19 protein-coding genes, 4 tRNA genes and 1 other RNA gene are annotated in these 19,620 nt (G+C 58.6%); 18 read left to right on the top strand and 6 right to left on the bottom strand.

The window, feature by feature from the left end:
- A complete protein-coding gene (locus JNO48_03940) occupies positions 1 to 1,029 on the top strand; it encodes a 3-deoxy-7-phosphoheptulonate synthase (protein QTE69061.1) in 1,029 nt (342 codons plus the stop codon).
- Between the two features lie 55 nt (positions 1,030 to 1,084).
- Here JNO48_03940 and JNO48_03935 read toward each other — a convergent pair whose 3' ends face one another.
- Positions 1,085 to 2,566: a DUF1846 domain-containing protein gene (locus tag JNO48_03935; GenBank protein QTE69060.1), complete on the bottom strand. Its 1,482-nt coding sequence runs from the start codon at positions 2,564 to 2,566 to the stop codon at positions 1,085 to 1,087.
- A 180-nt stretch (positions 2,567 to 2,746) separates the two neighbouring features.
- On the opposite strand from JNO48_03935, the gene ffs reads away from it, so the two are divergent.
- The 12 genes from ffs (at position 2,747) to JNO48_03875 (ending at position 13,900) form a co-directional block, all read left to right on the top strand.
- Positions 2,747 to 2,845: signal recognition particle sRNA small type (ffs, locus tag JNO48_03930), an RNA gene on the top strand.
- A gap of 141 nt (positions 2,846 to 2,986) precedes the next feature.
- On the top strand, positions 2,987 to 4,210 hold the full coding sequence (locus JNO48_03925) for an ABC transporter substrate-binding protein (protein ID QTE69059.1): 1,224 nt from the start codon (positions 2,987 to 2,989) through the stop codon (positions 4,208 to 4,210).
- Positions 4,211 to 4,327: 117 nt separating this feature from the next.
- Entirely contained in the window at positions 4,328 to 5,209 is an 882-nt protein-coding gene (locus JNO48_03920; protein ID QTE69058.1) for a branched-chain amino acid ABC transporter permease, read from the top strand.
- Between the two features lie 10 nt (positions 5,210 to 5,219).
- Complete coding sequence (locus tag JNO48_03915; GenBank protein ID QTE69057.1) at positions 5,220 to 6,269, top strand: branched-chain amino acid ABC transporter permease; 1,050 nt, start codon at positions 5,220 to 5,222, stop codon at positions 6,267 to 6,269.
- Positions 6,266 to 7,123: an ABC transporter ATP-binding protein gene (locus tag JNO48_03910; GenBank protein QTE69056.1), complete on the top strand. Its 858-nt coding sequence runs from the start codon at positions 6,266 to 6,268 to the stop codon at positions 7,121 to 7,123. Before JNO48_03915 ends, JNO48_03910 begins: the two co-directional genes overlap by 4 nt.
- Positions 7,120 to 7,842 (top strand): ABC transporter ATP-binding protein, encoded by a 723-nt coding sequence (locus JNO48_03905; protein ID QTE69055.1) that lies wholly within the window; start codon positions 7,120 to 7,122, stop codon positions 7,840 to 7,842. Before JNO48_03910 ends, JNO48_03905 begins: the two co-directional genes overlap by 4 nt.
- A gap of 123 nt (positions 7,843 to 7,965) precedes the next feature.
- Positions 7,966 to 9,201 carry a serine hydroxymethyltransferase gene (locus JNO48_03900; GenBank protein ID QTE69054.1) on the top strand — a complete coding sequence of 412 codons (1,236 nt, stop codon included), beginning with the start codon at positions 7,966 to 7,968 and terminating at the stop codon, positions 9,199 to 9,201.
- A gap of 133 nt (positions 9,202 to 9,334) precedes the next feature.
- Positions 9,335 to 9,724, top strand: a complete 390-nt coding sequence (locus JNO48_03895) for a MerR family transcriptional regulator (GenBank protein QTE69053.1) — start codon at positions 9,335 to 9,337, stop codon at positions 9,722 to 9,724.
- A 25-nt stretch (positions 9,725 to 9,749) separates the two neighbouring features.
- Positions 9,750 to 10,724 (top strand): glycoside hydrolase family 43 protein, encoded by a 975-nt coding sequence (locus tag JNO48_03890; protein ID QTE69052.1) that lies wholly within the window; start codon positions 9,750 to 9,752, stop codon positions 10,722 to 10,724.
- Positions 10,725 to 10,832: 108 nt separating this feature from the next.
- Positions 10,833 to 11,117 (top strand): HU family DNA-binding protein, encoded by a 285-nt coding sequence (locus tag JNO48_03885; protein ID QTE69051.1) that lies wholly within the window; start codon positions 10,833 to 10,835, stop codon positions 11,115 to 11,117.
- A 168-nt stretch (positions 11,118 to 11,285) separates the two neighbouring features.
- Positions 11,286 to 12,563, top strand: coding sequence for an adenylosuccinate synthase (locus JNO48_03880; GenBank protein ID QTE69050.1), 1,278 nt, complete (start codon positions 11,286 to 11,288; stop codon positions 12,561 to 12,563).
- Between the two features lie 65 nt (positions 12,564 to 12,628).
- Positions 12,629 to 13,900, top strand: a complete 1,272-nt coding sequence (locus JNO48_03875; protein ID QTE69049.1) for a 6-phosphofructokinase — start codon at positions 12,629 to 12,631, stop codon at positions 13,898 to 13,900.
- 63 nt (positions 13,901 to 13,963) lie between these two features.
- Here the strand turns inward: JNO48_03875 and JNO48_03870 are convergent, their stop codons facing one another.
- Positions 13,964 to 14,872 carry a DMT family transporter gene (locus JNO48_03870; protein ID QTE69048.1) on the bottom strand — a complete coding sequence of 303 codons (909 nt, stop codon included), beginning with the start codon at positions 14,870 to 14,872 and terminating at the stop codon, positions 13,964 to 13,966.
- Between the two features lie 205 nt (positions 14,873 to 15,077).
- Here JNO48_03870 and trmB point away from each other — a divergent pair, with 205 nt between their 5' ends.
- The 5 genes from trmB to JNO48_03845 are packed head-to-tail and all read left to right on the top strand — an operon-like array spanning position 15,078 to position 19,219.
- Positions 15,078 to 15,839 carry a tRNA (guanosine(46)-N7)-methyltransferase TrmB gene (trmB, locus tag JNO48_03865; GenBank protein ID QTE69047.1) on the top strand — a complete coding sequence of 254 codons (762 nt, stop codon included), beginning with the start codon at positions 15,078 to 15,080 and terminating at the stop codon, positions 15,837 to 15,839.
- On the top strand, positions 15,836 to 16,519 hold the full coding sequence (locus JNO48_03860; protein ID QTE69046.1) for a M15 family metallopeptidase: 684 nt from the start codon (positions 15,836 to 15,838) through the stop codon (positions 16,517 to 16,519). The genes trmB and JNO48_03860 overlap by 4 nt, the downstream gene beginning before the upstream one ends.
- Positions 16,516 to 17,355 (top strand): M15 family metallopeptidase, encoded by an 840-nt coding sequence (locus JNO48_03855; protein QTE69045.1) that lies wholly within the window; start codon positions 16,516 to 16,518, stop codon positions 17,353 to 17,355. Before JNO48_03860 ends, JNO48_03855 begins: the two co-directional genes overlap by 4 nt.
- A 12-nt stretch (positions 17,356 to 17,367) precedes the next feature.
- On the top strand, positions 17,368 to 18,036 hold the full coding sequence (locus tag JNO48_03850) for a response regulator transcription factor (GenBank protein QTE69044.1): 669 nt from the start codon (positions 17,368 to 17,370) through the stop codon (positions 18,034 to 18,036).
- Positions 18,023 to 19,219 carry a HAMP domain-containing histidine kinase gene (locus JNO48_03845; GenBank protein ID QTE69043.1) on the top strand — a complete coding sequence of 399 codons (1,197 nt, stop codon included), beginning with the start codon at positions 18,023 to 18,025 and terminating at the stop codon, positions 19,217 to 19,219. The genes JNO48_03850 and JNO48_03845 overlap by 14 nt, the downstream gene beginning before the upstream one ends.
- A 38-nt stretch (positions 19,220 to 19,257) precedes the next feature.
- On the opposite strand, the gene JNO48_03840 is transcribed toward JNO48_03845, so the two are convergent.
- The 4 genes from JNO48_03840 to JNO48_03825 form a co-directional block, all read right to left on the bottom strand.
- Positions 19,258 to 19,328 (bottom strand) — tRNA-Gly (locus tag JNO48_03840).
- 3 nt (positions 19,329 to 19,331) lie between these two features.
- A tRNA-Gly gene (locus tag JNO48_03835) sits at positions 19,332 to 19,407 on the bottom strand.
- A 30-nt stretch (positions 19,408 to 19,437) separates the two neighbouring features.
- Positions 19,438 to 19,518 (bottom strand) — tRNA-Leu (locus JNO48_03830).
- A 25-nt stretch (positions 19,519 to 19,543) separates the two neighbouring features.
- Positions 19,544 to 19,616, bottom strand: a tRNA-Lys gene (locus tag JNO48_03825).
- Positions 19,617 to 19,620 lie beyond the last annotated feature (4 nt).

Here is a 19,620-nt window from a genome sequence, read left to right as displayed (position 1 = left end):
ATGAACATGATATTTGAACGGAAACTGGCCATCCCCATGGAGGTTAAGGAAATGTACCCGCTGACCGGGGAAATGAGCCGGACAGTGGAGAAGCGGATTGCCGAGCTGAAAAGCATTTTTGCCGGCCGGGACGACCGGTTTATCCTGGTGATCGGACCGTGCAGCGCGGATCATGAGGACAGCGTGATGGAATATGTGCTGCGGCTGGGTGAGCTGGCGGAAAAGGTGAAGGACAAGCTGTTCATTGTTCCGCGGATCTACACCAACAAGCCGCGTACCACGGGGGAAGGCTACAAGGGCATGCTGCACCAGCCGGATCCGGACGAAAAACCGGATATGTTCAAGGGAATCATCGCGATCCGGAAGCTGCATATGCGGGTGCTGCAAGAGACCGGGATGGCGGCGGCCGATGAAATGCTGTATCCGGAAAACCACAAGTACCTGGATGATATGCTGGGATATGTGGCGGTCGGCGCACGGTCCGTGGAGGACCAGCAGCACCGGCTGACGGCCAGCGGAATCGAGGTGCCGGTGGGCATGAAAAACCCGACCAGCGGCGATTTCCAGGTGATGCTGAATGCCATCCAGGCGGCCCAGCACGGACATACGTTCATCTACCGCGGATGGGAGGCGCGCTCCGAGGGCAATCCCTACGCCCATGCCATCCTGCGCGGATCGACCAACAAGCATGGCCAACCCCAGCCGAACTACCACTACGAAGACCTGATCCGAATCAAGGATTTCTACCAAGAACGGGAGCTGCAGAATCCGGCGGTGGTGGTGGATGTGAACCATGCGAACTCCGGCAAGCAGTACATCGAGCAGATCCGGATCTCCAAGGAAGTGCTGCACAGCCGGCGGTACAACGAGTCGCTGCGAAAGCTGGTAAAAGGCCTGATGATCGAAAGCTACCTGGTGGACGGGAACCAGAAGGTCGGCGGCGGGGTTTACGGACAGTCGATTACTGATCCATGCCTCGGATGGGAAAAGACGGAAAAGCTGGTGCTCGAAATCGCCGAGCAGGTATAACAGAACGCGGCCGGGGGATTTCCCCCGGCCGCGTTTCATATCAGCACGGACTGGATTATTTGTGGTACAGCTTGTGGGACTGGTAGCTCGGGTCGCAGGTGAGGTTGACGCCCAGGCGGCGGAAGGTATTGTCATCCACCGCGGGGAGGATCACCGTGGAATGGGCTTCACAGTTTTTCAGCAGCGGCAGCATGCTCAGGGCTTTTGCGGCGTTCGGGTCGGACGCGGCGGAAACGGAGAGCGCGACCAGGACCTCATCGGAATGCAGGCGGGGGTTATGATTGCCCAGGTACTTGCACTTCAGATCCTGCACAGGACCGATGACCTCCGGGGAGATCAGGTGCACATTCTTCGGAATATTGCCCAGGCGCTTGACCGCGTTCAGGATAACGGCGGCGGACGGGCCGAGCAGGTTGGTGGTCTTGCCGGTGACGATTTCGCCGTCCGGCAGTTCAATCGCCAGGGCGGGACTGCCGGTGTCCTCCGCACGGGTGCGGGCGGCCGCAATCACGGGACGGATGCTGTCGCTCAGGTTGAGGTGGTTCATCAGGAGGCGGATTTTCTCGGCTTCCTCACGTGCGGCATGTCCCTGTAGGAACTGGCAGCGGGCGGTATACCAGCGGCGGAGGATTTCCTTCTCGGCCGCTTCGCGGCAGGCCTGGTCATCCGTGATGCACATGCCGGCCATATTGACGCCCATATCCGTCGGGCTCTTGTAGGGGGACTTGCCCCAGACGTGCTCGAAGAGGGCGTTGAGCACCGGGAAAATCTCGATATCCCGGTTGTAGTTGACAGTGGTGATCCCGTACGCTTCGAGATGGTAGGGGTCGATCATATTCACATCGCTCAGGTCCGCAGTGGCGGCCTCATAGGCTACGTTGACCGGATGCTTGAGCGGGAGATTCCAGATAGGGAAGGTTTCGAACTTGGCATAGCCGGCCTTGATGCCGCGGCGGTTTTCCTGATACAGCTGGGACAGGCAGGTGGCCATTTTTCCGCTTCCGGGGCCGGGCGCCGTGACCAGCACCAGCGGGCGGGTGGTCTCGACGTAATCATTGCGGCCGAAGCCCTCGTCGCTGACGATATGCTCCACATCGGTGGGATACCCTTCGATGGGATAATGACGGTAGGTTTTGATCCCCAGGGAATTCAGCCGCTGCTCGAAGGCGACGGCCGCCTGCTGGCCGGTCCAGCGGGTGAGCACGACGGACCCGACATACAGGCCGATGCCGCGGAACGCGTCGATCAGGCGGAGGGTGTCCAGGTCGTAGGTGATGCCCAGATCGCCGCGGACCTTGCTCTTTTCGATGTCGTCCGCATTGATTGCGATGAGGATTTCTTCCTTATCCTTGAGCTTCAGGAGCATCTGGACTTTGCTGTCCGGCTGGAAGCCGGGAAGGACACGGCTGGCATGGTAGTCATCAAACAGTTTGCCGCCCAGCTCCAGGTAGAGCTTTCCGCCGAACTCGTCAATGCGCTGGATAATGCGCTCCGACTGCATGCGGGTATACTGTTCATGATCAAAACCGATTTTCATACTGCCTGCCTCCCGTATCGCGATGGTTTCCCAAAACATGCTTATTTTACTCTTGCGGACAACGGAAGGTCAATGGTCAAAAAGGCAACTTTTCCAAAAAGAAAGTGAAAAAACATTTACCGAAACATTGCAATTCAAGGGAAAACCGGATATACTGAATGTTGCCGCGTGCGCGATGAAGACCGGGTCCTGTGCGATCTCCCGGCGTGAACCCTGTCAGGTCCTGACGGAAGCAGCAGTAAGCGTTAGAGAGATGTGCTGCGGGGCTGCCCGATCTGAGTGCCGCGGTTTTTTGTTTTTTGGCGGAAATACAAGGAATGTACATCCCTGCGGTATCCCAAACGCATCAAAACGAGTATAATGAGGCATCCGGTAAGGCAAGACTGCCGAATATGATAAGCCAGTAAGGAGGAAGAGAAGATGAAGAACACCCTGAAAATTCTGTGCCTGGTGCTTGTTGCCATCCTTTGTCTGGTGATGACCGGCTGCCAGAAGGAAGAAGCAAAACCCGCTGCGACCGAGGCCCCCGCTGCCACGGAAGCTCCCGCTGAAGAGGCGGCGCCTGCTGAAGAAGCCAAGACCGAACTGACACTGACCATTGCGCACATCGGCCCGCAGACCGGCGGCGCTGCCGTATACGGCCTGGCGACCTACCGGGGCGCGCAGATTGCTGCTGACGAGATTACTGCCGCGGATAACGGCGTCAAGATCGTCCTGCTGAACGAAGATGACACACACGATGCCGAGAAGGCCGTGAACGCGTACAACAGCGTTATGGAAAAGGGCGCACAGATGATCGTGGGCACCACGACAACCGCTCCCTGCATTGCTGTCGGCGCCAAGGCGTTCGAAGAGCGCGTTTTCATGCTGACTCCCTCCGCATCCTCCACGGACGTGACCGCGGACAAGGATAACGTATACCAGCTGTGCTTCACGGACCCGAACCAGGGCTCCGCTTCCGCCGCTGTTATCAAGGAAAAGAACCTGGGCACCAAGATCGCCGTGATCTACAACAATGCGGACGCCTATTCCACGGGTATCTACCAGACCTTCGTGGAAAAGGCCGCTGAACTGGGCCTGGAGATCGTTTCCACCACCACATTCACTGATGAAACCACCGACTACTCCGTGCAGGTGGCGGATGCGCAGAACAAGGGCGCTGACCTCGTGTTCCTGCCCATCTACTACACGCCGGCTTCCCAGATCCTGATTGCTGCGAACAGCATCGGCTATGCGCCCACCTTCTTCGGCGTGGACGGCATGGACGGCATCCTGACCCTCGAAGGCTTCGACACGAAGCTGGCGGAAGGCGTGATGCTGCTGACCCCCTTCGTCGCGGACGCGAAGGATGACCTGACCGTGAAGTTCGTGACCAAGTACCAGGAACTGTACAACGAGATCCCCAACCAGTTTGCTGCGGACGCCTATGACTGCGTGTACGCGCTGGTGGAAGCGGCCCAGAAGGCCGGTGTCCAGAGCGGTGACAAGGCCGAAGCGATCTGCGACAACATGATCAAGGCCATGCAGGAACTGAAGATTTCCGGCCTGACCGGCACCATGAGCTGGAGCGCCAACGGCGAAGTGGACAAGGTGCCTACCGCCATGGTGATCAAGGACGGCGCTTACGTCGGACTGGACAACTGATTTATTGCAGCTGCATTTCCGGTCCGGGATTCTCCCGGACCGGATTGCTTGTTTTCCGGCAGGGAAACAGGCGGAAAAAGGTTTTTTCCATTGGCATGACAGGGGAGGAGAACAAGCATGATATTCCTGTCCAACCTGGTGAACGGAATCAGCCTGGGCAGCATCTACGCGATTATCGCACTGGGATATACCATGGTGTACGGAATCGCGAAGATGCTGAACTTTGCCCATGGCGACGTCATCATGGTCGGCGCGTACATTACCTTCTGCGCCGCCCAGTACTGGAATATGCCGCTGCCGGTATCGCTGCTGATCGCGATGCTCGTCTGCACGGCACTGGGCATCACGATTGAAAAGCTGGCGTATAAACCGCTCCGGCAGGCAACCAGCCTGGCAGTGCTCATTACCGCCATCGGCATGAGCTACCTGCTGCAGAATACGGCGCTGCTGATCTGGGGCGCCAATCCGAAGGTGTTCCCGGACATGCTGAACATCGGCTCCATTTCCCTGTTCGGCGGGAGACTGATCATCAAGGGCGAGACCCTGATCACCATCCTGGTCAATATTGTGATCATGTCGGCACTGACGCTGTTTATTTCCCGCAGCCGCACGGGCAAGGCCATGCGCTGCGTATCGGAGGACAAGGGCGCCGCGGAACTGATGGGCATCAATGTGAACACCACGATCTCCGTGACGTTTGCCATCGGCTCGGCACTGGCGGCCATTGCAGGCCTGCTGCTGTGCTCCTCCTATCCGATGCTCCAGCCGACAACCGGCTCCATGCCGGGCATCAAGGCATTTACCGCCGCGGTGTTCGGCGGGATCGGATCGATCCCCGGCGCCATGCTGGGAGGTGTGCTGCTGGGTGTGATCGAGATCCTGGGCAAGGCATATATCTCCACGGAACTGGGCGACGCGATCGTTTTCGCGGTGCTGATTATTGTACTGCTCGTACGGCCGACCGGCCTGCTCGGAAAGCCCGTACGGGAGAAAGTGTGAGGTGGGCGGCATGAAGACGAAGAAAGCCCGGATGATTACCAATGCCGTCACCTACGGTGTGCTGACCGCCCTGTTTATCGTCCTGACGGTCATGATCAACAACAACACGATTACCCGCACCCTGAAGGGCCAGTTGATCCCGATCTGCAGCTGGATCGTGATGGCGGTCTCCCTGAACCTGGTGGTCGGCATCAGCGGCGAGCTGAGCCTCGGCCATGCCGGATTCATGAGCATCGGCGCATTTACCGGCATCGTGACATCGGGCTGGCTGCTGAACGGATTTGAAATGCAGGATCCGACGCTGCGGCTGCTGATCGCGATTGCTGCGGGCGGGCTGATTGCCGGCATTTTCGGCGTGTTGATCGGCATTCCCGTGCTGCGGCTCCGGGGCGACTACCTGGCGATTGTGACGCTGGCCTTCGGTGAAATCATCAAGAATGTCATGAACTGCGTCTATGCCTCTGTGGACGGAAAGGCGCTGCATTTCGGTTTCCTGAACAGTGCGCTGCCGGGAACCCTGCTGCTGAACGGCCCGATGGGCGCCGTGAAGGTGAAGGCGATCTCGACTTTTACCGCCGGGTTTATCCTGGTGATGCTGACACTGGTTGTGGTGCTGAACCTGGTGAACTCCCGGTCCGGCCGCGCGATTATGGCCGCGCGGGACAACCGGATCGCGGCGGAAGCCATGGGAATCAGCATTACCAAATACAAGATGATGGCCTTTGTAACCGCCGCGGTGCTGGCAGGCATGGCTGGTGCGCTGTACGGACTGAGCATGGCCACGCTGGTGCCGACCAAGTTCAGCTTCAACGAATCCATCAACGTGCTGGTATTCGTGGTGCTGGGTGGCATCGGGAATATTCCCGGATCGATCGTGGCGGCCACGGCGCTGACCATCCTGCCGGAGCGGCTGCGCTTCCTGCAGAATTACCGGATGCTGGCCTATGCGGTCCTGCTGATCCTGGTGATGCTGCTGAGCAACAACCCGACGGTGAAGAGCCTGTGGCGCAGGCTGATTCCCGGCCGGAAACAGGACGGAGAGGAGGCGCTGAAGGCATGAGCGAAACGAGAAGACAGCAGACGCCGATGGTGCCGTATCCCTCCGGCGCATTCGTCCCGGAACGGGACCTGGGCACCATGCCGGTGCTGGAGTGCAGCCACCTGGGGATTGATTTCGGCGGCCTGAAGGCTGTGGATGATTTCAATGTCATCATGGGCAAAACGGAGATCGGCGGCCTGATCGGCCCGAACGGTGCCGGGAAGACGACGGTGTTCAACCTGCTGACGCGGGTATACCAGCCGACGCGCGGCACGATGATGCTGGAAGGGCGCGACATGGGCTCCATGACCACCGTTGACGCCAACAAGGCGGGCATTGCCCGGACGTTCCAGAATATCCGGCTGTTTGACAACATGACCGTGGAAGAGAACGTGCGCATCGGTCTGCACAACCAGATCCGGTACGGCATGTTCAGCGGGATCCTGCGGATGCCGAAGTACTGGAAGGCGGAAAAGAAACAGCATGAAGAAGCCCTGGAGCTGCTGAATATCTTCGATATGGCTTCGATGGCGGATATGCGGGCGGGCAGCCTGCCCTACGGCGCACAGCGCCGGCTGGAAATCGTGCGCGCCCTGGCAACGCATCCGAAGCTGCTGCTGCTGGACGAGCCGGCCGCCGGCATGAACCCGCACGAGACCGAAGAACTGATGGACAACATCATCCGGATCCGCGACCAGTTCCAGATTGCGATCCTCCTGATTGAGCATGACATGAACCTGGTGATGGGAATCTGCGAGGACATCTGTGTGCTGAACTTCGGCCGGATTATTGCCAAGGGTACGCCGGACGAGATCCAGCGGAACCCCGCGGTGATTGAAGCCTACCTGGGCAAACAGAAGGAGGCGCAGGCATGAGCGAGAACCAGCTTCCGCTGCTGAAGGTCAACAACCTGCACGTCTACTACGGCGCGATCCACGCGATCAAGGGGATCACGCTGGAAGTGAATGAGGGGGAAATTGTGACCCTGATCGGCGCCAACGGCGCCGGAAAATCCACCACACTGAACACCATTGTGGGACTGCTGAAGCCCCGGCAGGGGTCCATCGCCTTTGCCGGAATGCCGGTGGACGGGATCCCCGCGTCGAAAATGGTTTACCGGGGACTGAGCCTGTGCCCGGAAGGACGGCGGATTTTCCAGCAGATGACCGTAAAGGACAACCTGGTGATGGGCGGATTCTCCCGCCCGAACGAAGAACTGCAGGAATCCATGGAGCATGTATACTCCTTCTTCCCGCGGCTGAAGGAACGCGAAAAGCAGATTGCCGGCACGCTGTCCGGCGGCGAGCAGCAGATGCTGGCCATGGGCCGCGCGCTGATGAGCAAGCCGAAACTGATGATGCTGGATGAACCGTCGATGGGCCTTGCACCGATCCTGGTGGACCAGATCTTCGACATCATCCGGGAACTGCACTCTTCCGGCGTGACGATCCTGCTGGTGGAACAGAACGCGCAGATGGCGCTGTCCGTCGCAAACCGCGCGTATGTGCTGGAAACCGGGACCATTTCCATGTCCGGCGATGCACAGGACCTGCTGCAGAATGACGACGTCCGGAAAGCATACCTGGGCAAATAAACCAACCCGAACCCCTCCGCGGCGCGGAGGGGTTTTTTGGGCTGCTTTTTTTATGTTTCAGCCATTGTGCGATCGGGGATATATGATATACTAAGCTGATTCTTTTGACGGGGGTATGGGCACATGGAACTGGAACTGATCCGCCAGGCGGATCCACAGGTGGCTGAGGCAATTGAACTGGAACTGAACCGGCAGAGGACCCACATCGAACTGATCGCCAGCGAGAACTTCGTTTCCCCGGCTGTGATGGCGGCGATGGGTACCTGCCTGACGAATAAATACGCCGAAGGATATCCGGGAAAGCGCTACTACGGCGGCTGCGAATATGTGGATATCGTGGAAGAGCTGGCACGGAAACGGGCCTGCGAACTGTTCGGCGCCGACCATGCGAACGTACAGCCGCACAGCGGCGCACAGGCGAACACCGCCGTGTACTTCGCAATGCTGAAGCCCGGTGACACCGTGATGGGCATGAGCCTGTCCAACGGCGGGCACCTGACCCACGGAAGCCCGGTGAACCTGAGCGGTTCCTATTTCAACTTTGTTCCATACGGTGTTTCCGCTGAGACGGAAATGATCGATTATGATGAAGTACGCCGCCTGGCGAAGGAAAACAATCCGAAGCTGATTGTGGCCGGTGCGTCCGCCTATCCCCGGATCATTGACTTCAAAACCCTGCGTGAGATCGCCGATGAAGTCGGCGCCATGCTGATGGTGGATATGGCCCACATCGCGGGCCTGGTGGCCGCGGGTGAGCATCCCAGCCCCGTGCCTTACGCGGATTTCGTGACCACCACAACCCACAAGACCCTGCGCGGCCCCCGCGGCGGTATGATCCTCTGCCGGGAAGAGTACGCGAAGGCGATTGACAAGGCGATCTTCCCCGGAACCCAGGGCGGTCCGCTGGAACATGTGATTGCCGCGAAGGCCGTTTCCTTCCAGGAAGCGCTGTCTGATGAATTCAAAGCCTACCAGCACCAGATCGTGCTGAACGCCAAGGCACTGGAAAACGCTTTCCGCGAGGAAGGCGTGCGTATGGTGTCCGGCGGAACGGACAACCACCTGCTGCTGCTGGACTTCACCGGCACCGAGATGACCGGAAAGCAGATGGAAGCCCTGCTGGAGGCGTCCAACATCACCGTGAACAAGAACACCGTTCCGAATGAAACCCGGAGCCCCTTCGTGACCAGCGGTATCCGCGTCGGTACCCCTGCGGCCACCACGCGCGGCCTGAAAGAGCCCGAAATGAAGAAGGTTGCCGGCTGGATTGCCCGCATCCTGCGGGAAGGCGAAGCTGCCGTGCCGGAAGTGAAAAAGCAGGTCGAAGACCTGATGGCCGGGTATCCCCTGTACAAGTAAGCCTGATGACCGGAAGAGGTTCCTCTTCCGGTTTTTCGATTGACCGGAAGCGGTTGACATACAGCGGTACAGACCGTATAATCTATCTGTTCTTAAAGTTTACTCTAAGTCAAGAGGATCGGAGGCGCCGCATATGTACTCAATCCAGGATGTCAGCAGAAAAACCGGCCTGACCGCCCACACCCTGCGGTACTATGAGAAGGAAGGCCTGATTCACAGCATCGAGCGGAGCCAGGGCGGCATCCGCCAGTACACGGACGAGGACCTGGAGGCGCTCGGCCTGATCTGCTGCCTGAAGAACACGGGGATGTCCCTGCAGGAGATTGCCCGGTTTGTGCAGCTGACCCAGGCCGGGGAGTATACCCTGCGCGAACGCGTGAACATGCTGACGGAACACCGGGAGAATGTGATTGCCCGGATTGCCGAAATGCAAAAGCACCTGGAGAAGGTGACCTGGAAGGTCAGCTATTTCTCCCGGAAACTCGAGGAATACGAATCCCGGGAAGCCAAGGAAGCCAAATAACAGGAACGAAAGGAACCGGAAAGCGATGAGTCAGGAAAGAAAACCGCTGGTGAGCCACATCTTTACAGCCGATCCCTCCGCCCATGTATTCAACGGAAAAATCTACATCTATCCCTCCCACGATATCCCGCATGAGGGCGAGGATAACGATGACGGGGATGAGTACCGGATGGAGGATTACCATATCCTGTCCATGGACGGACCGGACGCGGAATGCGTGGACCACGGCTGTGCGCTGCACATGAAGGACGTTCCGTGGGTGAGCAAGCAGATGTGGGCCCCGGACGCCGCGTTCAAAAACGGAAAGTACTACCTGTATTTCCCGGCACGCGACAAGGACGGCATCTTCCGCCTCGGCGTGGCAGTTTCCGATGATCCCGCCGGCCCGTTCACCCCGGAAGAAAACTATATCCCGGGCAGCTACAGCATCGACCCGGCCGTGCTGGTGGATGACGACGGGCGCAGCTATATCTACTACGGCGGCCTGTGGGGCGGCCAGCTGGAGATGTGGCAGAGCGGTTCCTTCAATCCTGATGAGCACCGGCCGGAAGGGAAGGAACCCGCAATCGGACCGATGTTCGCCGAACTGGACGCGGACATGAAGCATTTCAAAACCGAGCCGAAGCATCTGCAGATCCTCGACGAGAACGGCGAGCCGCTGAAGGCCGAAGACGAGGAACGGCGCTATTTTGAAGGCCCCTGGATACACAAGTTCAACGGCAAGTACTACCTGTCCTATTCCACGGGTACCACGCATTACCTGGTGTACGCGGAAGGCGACCGGCCGGACGGCCCCTTCACCTACAAGGGACGGATCATGGAGCCGGTGCTGGGCTGGACCACGCATCACTCCATCGTGGAATACAACGGAAAGTGGTACCTGTTCTACCATGACTGCGAGCTTTCCAACGGCATCAACCACCGCCGGAATGTCAAATTCACCGAACTGACCATCCACGAGGACGGCACGATCGAGAAGATCTTCCCCTACGGGGAATAAAACCGGCTGAAACGCTTGAAAACAGGGGGTTGCGGGGCTCGGCAAAAGGGTGTATAATAAAAGCAACAATGATCAGGGGCGAAATGCCCGGAAAGGAAGGATTATTCCATGAACAAAACTGAACTGGTCGAAGTCGTTGCTTCCAAAGCGGAAATCACCAAGGTTGAAGCCCAGAAGGTTGTTACTGCTACCCTGGACGCCATCGTGGGCGGCATCGTCAAGGACGGCAAAGTGATCCTGCCCGGATTCGGCACCTTCGAGACCCGCGCCCGCAGCGCCCGCACCGGACGGAATCCCCGCACGGGCGAGAAGATCAAGATCGCCGCGACGAAGGCTCCCGCTTTCAAGGCCGGCAAAGGCATGAAGGATGCCGTTGCCAAGAAAAAGAAGTAATTCCAGATCACCCGGCGGGCTCTTTTATGGCATCATGAAAGAGCCCGTTTTTTTCATGTCCGGAAAGTCCCCGGCGCATTGACAAATAACGGGTGCAGGGGGTAAAATGAACGGTAGCGTGCAGATGATTGCACGCGCTCTGGAAACGACCCGGAAGGAGGAACTTCCATGGCTTGTACCGCAATTGTCGGAATCAACTGGGGTGACGAAGGAAAAGGCAGGATGGTTGACCTGCTGACGGAAGACTTTGACGTGGTTGTACGGTTCCAGGGCGGCGGAAACGCCGGGCATACCGTCAAGAACGAGCTGGGCACCTTTGCGCTGCACCTGCTCCCGTCGGGCGTATGCCGCAAGGGCGTGATGAACGTGCTTGGCAACGGCGTGGCGCTGGATCCTGAGAGCCTGCTCCGGGAAATCAAGGATGTAAAGAGCAAGGGCATCAATGTGACGCCGGACAACCTGATGATCAGTGACCGGGCGTCGCTGCTGCTTCCCTGGCACCGGACACTGGACGTGCTGGAGGAAGCCCGCCTGAAGGATAAGAAATTCGGCTCCACCAAGCAGGGAATCGCGCCGTTCTATTCAGACAAGTTCCAGAAGAAGACGGTGATGGCAGGCGAGCTATTCTATCCGGAACGGCTGAAGGCGCACCTGAATGCTCTGCGGGAGTGGAAGAACCTGATCCTGACCGGCGTTTACGGCGCGGATCCGGTATCCGAAGAAGACATCGAAAAGTGGCTGAAGAACAGCTGCGAAAAGATCAAGCCGTTCATCCGGGATACGCGAGCCTACCTGTCCGAAGCGCAGAAGGATGACAAGCGCATCCTGTTCGAGGCGCAGCTGGGCGCCCTGCGGGACCTGGATTTCGGTACCTACCCTTACACCACTTCCTCCAGCACGGTGGTGGCCTATGCTCCGATCGGCGCCGGACTTCCGGACGCGCAGATCGACCGGACCATCGGCGTGGTGAAAGCCTACTCCTCCTGCCTCGGAGAGGGACCGTTTGTATGCGAGCTCTTCGGCGAGGAAGCGGACCGGCTGCGGAAGCTGGGCGGCGAATTCAGCGAGAAGGACGGTCATCCCTACCGGGTCGGCCCGATCGACCTGGTGGCTACCCGGTACGGTGTGCAGGTACAGACCGCAACGGAGATCGCTCTGACGAAGCTGGATATCCTGAGCGCGCTGGATGAAATCCCGCTGTGCGTGAAATACCGCCTGAACGGGCAGGAGATCGATGAGTTCCCCTTCCCGGCGGCGCTGGACCAGTGCGAACCCGTGATCGAAACCATGCCGGGATGGAAATGCGACATCTCCGGGGTGCGGAACTGGTGGGACCTGCCCGAGGAAGCCAAGGCCTACGTCAACCGCATTGAGCGCTCTGTGGGACGGATTGTCCGCTGGATCTCCGTCGGCCCGGAACGCGACAGCATCATCCGCCGCGGATAAGCGGCATCCAACACAGGGGTCAATGAAATTGACATATATGAAGAGAGAAAGAGGAGAAACAAACAATGAAGGGTAATGTTCTTGTTGGTCAGTCCGGAGGTCCCACCGCTGTGATCAATTCCAGCCTGGCGGGCGTGTACAAAACTGCGATGGAGCGCGGCTTCACCAAGGTGTACGGCATGCGGTACGGCATCCAGGGTTTCATGGATGAGCAGTACGTTGATATGTCCGAGCACATCAAGAATGAGCTGGACCTGGAACTGCTGAAGCGGACTCCTTCCGCCTTCCTGGGCACCTGCCGCTACAAGCTGCCGGAAATTCATGAAGACAAGGCCGTTTACGAGCGGATCTTCGAGCTGCTGGACAAGCTGGATATCGAAGTGTTCATCTACATCGGCGGCAACGACTCCATGGACACCATCCGCAAGCTGTATGACTACTCCCTGCTGGTGGGAGCGAAGCAGAAGTTCGTCGGCTGCCCCAAGACCATCGACAACGACCTGGCGATCACCGACCACACCCCTGGTTTCGGCAGCGCTGCCAAGTACATTGCCACTTCCACCAAGGAAATCATCCGTGACGCGATGGGCTTCTCCTACAAGAAGAAGAACGTCAACATCATCGAGGTTATGGGCCGCAATGCCGGATGGCTGACCGGCGCCGCCGGGCTGAGCCGCAGCGAAGACTGCGAAGGCCCCGACCTGATTTACCTGCCTGAGGTCGCTTTCGACATCGCCGGCTTTGTCCAGACAATCAAGGACCTGCTCGAGAAGAAGGACGTGATCGTGGCCGTCGTTTCCGAAGGCATCAAGACGCCTGAAGGCAAGTACGTCTGCGAATACACTGCCGGCTCCAGCACCACCGATGCGTTCGGCCACATCCAGATGACCGGTACCGCTTCCTACCTGGCGCAGCTGGTGCAGAGCGAACTGGGCTGCAAGACCCGCGCGATCGAACTGAGCACCCTGCAGCGGGCGGCCGCACATATGGCCAGCCGTGTGGACGTTGACGAAGCGTTCAGCGTCGGCGGCGCCACCATCAAGGCGGCGGACGAAGGTTCTTCCGGCGTGATGGTCGTTATCGACCGTGTTTCCGATGATCCGTACCAGAGCACCACGCACGTGTTCGACGTACACCGCATCGCCAACGACGAAAAGGTTGTTCCGCGGAAGTGGATCAACAAGGAAGGCAACTATGTGACCGAAGAGTTCCTGGACTATGTACGTCCCCTGATCCAGGGCCACTACACTCCCATGATGGTCGAAGGCCTGCCGCGTCACCTGAACGTGAACATGAAGGACTACGACTGGGTTACCGACACCAAGAAAAAGAAGTAATTCCAGGAGACAATGAAGGCCGCGCCGGATTTCCGGCGCGGCCTGTTTATGTAAGTGAATATCTCACCCGGCGTTCCGCTTCCGGAAAAGGAAGGGGGAAAGCTGGGCCAGGATGACGGCGGTGAACATCAGCGCGCAGCCGGCCAGCTCGCGGCCGGACATCACTTCCCCGAGAATCAGCGCGCCGGTGAGCACCGCAAAGACGGACTCCAGGCACATGATCAATGAGGCAACCGTCGGGTTGACCCGCTGCTGGCCGAGCACCTGCAGGGTGTAGCCGACACCGCAGGAGAATATGCCGGTATACAGGATCGGAATCAGCGCTTCCGCAATCCCTTCCAGGGTGACCGTTTCCGTACAGAGGGAGACGATCATGGACAGGATGCCGGTAACCAGGAATTCATCCCGGGCCAGCGTGACTCCGTCCACCCGCGGGGCAAAACGGTCCACACAGAGGATCTGGGCAGTAAAGCAGACCGCACAGCCGACCAGCAGGAGGTCGCCGGTTTCAACGACAAACCCTTCCGGCGGCACGCACAGCAGCCAGAGCGCTGCGACCGCCAGCGCCACCCCGATCCAGACCAGCCGGCCGGGGTTGGCCCGGAAAAGCAGCAGTCCCGCGACGGGAACAAGCACCACATACAGCGCGGTAATAAACCCGGCTTTGCCGGCACCGGTGGACACCAGGCCGACCTGCTGCAGCGAGGTGGCCAGGAACAGGAAGAAACCGCACAGGAGGCCGCTTTTCCATTGCAGGGCACGGAAGGCAGTGGGGTTTCCGACGGTCATCGTCTTCCGGCGGGTGATCCGGGAAAACGGGTACAGGACGGTAAAGCCGAGCAGCATCCGGATACCGGAGAAAGCAAACGGAGGCATATGATCCATGCCGGCACGCTGGGCCACAAAAGCGGCTCCCCAGACAACGGCGCCCAGCAGGAGGAGCAGACTGCCCTGAATTGATCTGTTCTTCATGAAAATGCCTTTCCTGAAATGGAATGGATCCGGTTCAAAAACCGTTGTCTATTATATCGGAAGAAGAAGGCGGGTTCAAGCCGGAAAAGCCGCAGGCAGGATTGAAGGATATGCACGGAGAATAAGGAATATGGTTGTTTATCGGGTTCCGATGCCGGAACCGGGACAGCCGCGGAAAGAAAAAGAACTGGAGAAGTGAACCCGGATGCACATGCGGACCAAGAAATGGGCCAGGCCCGAGCTCGATGCCTGCCCGTTCTACACAAACGGCGGAGAAGAATACCGGAATGCCTGGCGGCAGCGCTTTGCGGCACCGGAAAGGCCGCTGCACCTGGAAATGGGATGCGGCAAGGGCGTCAGCACCGCGGCAATGGTCGCGGACAACCCGGATATCAATTACGCTGTCTGCGATATGAGCCCGGACGTGCTGGGTACCGCCCGGCGGAACATCATCGCCGCCTGCGGGGAAAACCCCGGGAACATCCAGATCATCCGCACGGATATCTGCTTTATCGGACGGGTATTCGGGCCGGAAGACGGAGCGGAAAGAATCTATATTCACTTCTGCAACCCGTGGACGGAACATCCCAAACATGCAAAGCGGCGGCTGACGCATCCGCGCCAGCTGATGCAGTACCGCGAGATCCTGAAGCCGGGCGGGGAGATCTGGTTCAAGACGGACGATGACACCCTGTTCCAGGATTCACTGGTTTACCTGGACCTCTGCGGATTTGAAATCCGGTACCTGACACATGACCTGCACGCAGCCGGCTTTGCTCCGAACTATATATCGGAGCATGAACGGAAGTTTACGGACCTGGGGGTGCCGATCAAATTCGGTATTTTCCGGATGAAGGAAGAAGCGCCGGAATTTGATCCCACCCGGTACCGGCTGACACCGGGGATCCGGGCAGAGGCGCTGAAACGCCTGGACCGTGACGTGAACAAAGAAGGAGACGGAAGATGAGCCTTTTGAGTCAACTGGTATCCATGGCGGTAGCCGGCCTGATGCTGCTTTCCGTGCCGCTGGACACGGCAGCACCGCAGAACAATCCCCGCGGGAACCTGTTCCTGGTAAACCGCCAGTGGATGGTTTCCGAAGGCTTCGAACCGGACAACCTGCGGGAAGCGCAGGTGCCGGGATCCGTACGCCGGATGCGGGATGACGCTGCGGAAGCCCTGGAGGAAATGTACGCCGCCTGCAAGGAAGAGACGGGGATGACCCTAATCTCCGTAAGCGGATATCGGGCCTACCGGTCCCAGTACAACATCTACCACCGGAAACTGGTCAGCGTAAAGCACAACGAGGCAAAAGCCCAGGAATATGTGGCACCGCCCGGAGCCAGCGAGCACCAAACCGGACTGGCCATGGACGTTGGGCAGAAGAATGCCGCCGCGCTGAATGAGAAATTCCGCAATACGGTCGGCGGAAAATGGGTGGCGGAAAACTGCTGGCGCTTCGGCTTCATCCTGCGCTACGGGGAAACCTGGGAGGATATAACGGGATACAAGTATGAGCCATGGCATTTCCGCTACGTCGGGAAGAAGCTGGCACAGGAGATCCATGAAGCGGATGTTCCGCTGGAAACATGGCTGATCCAGCACCGGATGAACCTGATCGCGGACCTGCTGAAGGAGGAAGAATGAAAAGACTGCTTTGCGCGGTGCTTGCGCTGATGCTGCTGATACCGGCCGCGATTGCGGACAGCGACCTGGAAATTGAGGAAATCATTGAGATCATCGACCTGGACGCGACTGTGTACGGGGACGCAGTATGGGATTTCCCGGTTGCGCTGGAGGATATGGAGCCGGATTTTGTGGTGCTGGCGAACAAGCACTACCTGCTGGATTCCAAATTCGTATGCAAACCGCTGGTGAAAATCAAAAGTATGTCCCTGAACAAGGACGGAAGCAAAAAGAGCGGGGATATGTATGTGGTTTCCAAGGGCATGGAACTGAACGAAACGTGTGCGCAGGCCCTGATTGCCATGGCAGACGGGGCACGGGAGGACGGTTACAACCTGTACCTGAAGAGTGCCTACCGCTCCTACCAGACGCAGAACACGATGTATTACAACCGGCTGAAGAAGAACAAGGGCAAGGATGACGGATGGGTATCCAAGCCGGGAGCCAGCGACCACCAGACCGGGCTCGGCTGTGACGTGGTACCGCGCTCCTGGCGGGATAAATCCATGAACGGCAAGATGGGGAAGGAGCCAGAGTGTATCTGGATGGCGGAGCACTGCCAGGAGTATGGCTTTGTGATCCGCTATCCGGCGGACAAGGAAGACGTAACAGAGATCAACTATGAGCCGTGGCACCTGCGGTATGTGGGAATTCCGGCGGCAACCTATATTATGGAAAACGGACTCTGCCTGGAAGAGTTCAATGAACAGCTGCAGGCAGCTATTGACAAATTCCTGGATGACGGCGGAGACCTGCAGCTGGTGAGTGCCTATATCCAGAAACCGACGGAACAATAACAGGGGGTACCCATGAAACTGCTGATCGTGGATGATGAGAAACGGATCCGGGCACTGATTGCCAAGTATGCTTCCTTTGAAGGGTATGAAACCGATGAGGCTGAGGACGGCATGCAGGCGGTGACCATGTGCCGGGAACGCCGGTATGACCTGATCATCATGGACGTGATGATGCCGGAACTGGACGGTTTTTCTGCCGTACGGGAGATCCGGAAACACAGCGATACGCCCGTGATCATGCTGTCCGCCCGCGGAGAGGAATATGACCGGATCCACGGCTTTGAGCTTGGAATTGACGATTATGTGGTCAAGCCCTTCTCCCCGAAGGAACTGATGATGCGGGTCGGGGCGGTGCTGAAACGCAGCGGAAGTGACAAGACAACCGAAGAAACCGTAACAATCGACGGGCTGACGGTGAACTTCACGGCACGCCGCGTGACGGTGGACGGGCAGGAGCTGGACCTGAGCCCGAAGGAATATGACCTGCTGTTCTACATGGTCCGGAACCGGGGAATCGCCCTGAGCCGGGAAAAGCTGATCAGCGACGTCTGGGGATACGACTTCTTCGGCGATGACCGCACGCTGGACACGCACATCAAGCTGCTGCGCCGGCAGCTGGGCAGGTATGCGGACCGGATCACCACGCTCAGAGGGGTGGGGTATCGCTTTGAAAAGGAATAAGCGGGGATCCCTGGCTTTCCGGGAGACCTTCCTGGCCGGGCGGATCGGAATCCGCCGGAAAATCCTGGTCTACCTGCTGGTGCTGGCCGGGTTTTTCATCTCCATGGTATGGCTGCTGCAGAATGCCATGTTCTTCTACGTCTTCCGCGCACCGGACGGCATTGCCCGGCCGCCGGCATCGATCATGGTAGTGCAGGGCACGGAACAGGACGGAAATCCGCTGCCAGAGGGAACGGCCGGCGTCAGCATGGTGCGCCTGGACGAGGTGATGCGGTGGCAGTTTGTGCTGATTGTAGCCGCGATCCTGCTGGCAACCGGAATGGTGGGCTATACGATGTCCAGGAGCATCTCTGAGCCGATTATCGAGACCAATGAGGCGGCCCGGGAGCTGAGCCGGGCCAGATACCAGCGGCCTCCCCACAGCGGCGGATACCGCGAAATTGCCGAGCTGAATGATACGCTGGTTCAGACCGCGGAGGACCTGCGGAAGGTGGAGGACCTGCAGCGGGAACTGATCGCGAATATTTCCCATGACCTCCGGACGCCGCTGACCATGATTGAGGGATACGCAGAGGCCATGCGGGATATTCCGGATGAGATTACCCCGGAGAATATGCAGATCATCATCGACGAGACGGAACGGCTTTCCACCATGGTCAATGAAGTGCTGGACTTCAGCCGGCTGCGGACCGGAAGCCTGGAGCTGACCATGACCCGGTTCAACCTGACAGAACTGATCCGGAAGATTGTGGAACGGATCAGCCGCATGACCGCGGTGGAAGGGTATACCGTGACCTTTGAGGCAGCCGGGGACGCCTTTGTGAATGCAGACAGCGGACGGATCAGCCAGGTGATCTACAACCTGGCCGGAAACGCGCTGACATATACAGGCGCGGACAAGACGGTGCGGATCCGCCAGGAGCGGAAGGACGGGATGATCCGCATCACCATTGCGGACAGCGGGGAAGGAATTCCGCCTGAAGAGCTCCCCTTTATCTGGGACCGGTATTACCGCAGCCGCGAAAACCACAAGCGCGCTGTGATCGGCAGCGGACTGGGGCTGAACATCTGCCGGGGGATCCTGGAGAACCACCATGCGCCGTACGGCGCGGAAACCCCACCGGAGGGAGGAACCGTGTTCTGGTTTGCCCTGCCGGAAGACAAACAGGAAGAGGGACTGTGATTTCTCACAGTCCCTCTTCATATTTAGGTACAAAAAAGAGCGGGTGATGGGAATCGAACCCACGTGACCAGCTTGGAAGGCTGGAGCTCTACCATTGAGCTACACCCGCAAATGGAGCGGTAGACGGGACTCGGACCCGCGACATCCACCTTGGCAAGGTGGCACTCTACCAACTGAGCTACTACCGCATGCTCCTCACCGGGATAAAGGAAACCTTGTGCGGACGAAGAGACTCGAACTCTTACGCCTTGCGACACCAGATCCTAAGTCTGGCGCGTCTGCCATTCCGCCACGCCCGCGCAGCAGACCCGGCGAGCAGAAAAGTGACCCATTGGAGATTCGAACTCCAGACACCTTGATTAAAAGTCAAGTGCTCTGCCAACTGAGCTAATGGGTCAAAA

This window comes from Clostridiales bacterium, from assembly GCA_017569285.1.
Taxonomy (GTDB): domain Bacteria; phylum Bacillota; class Clostridia; order Christensenellales; family Aristaeellaceae; genus Aristaeella.
Note: the sequence above shows the minus strand (reverse complement) of the source record. Positions and strands in the feature narration are given on the sequence as shown.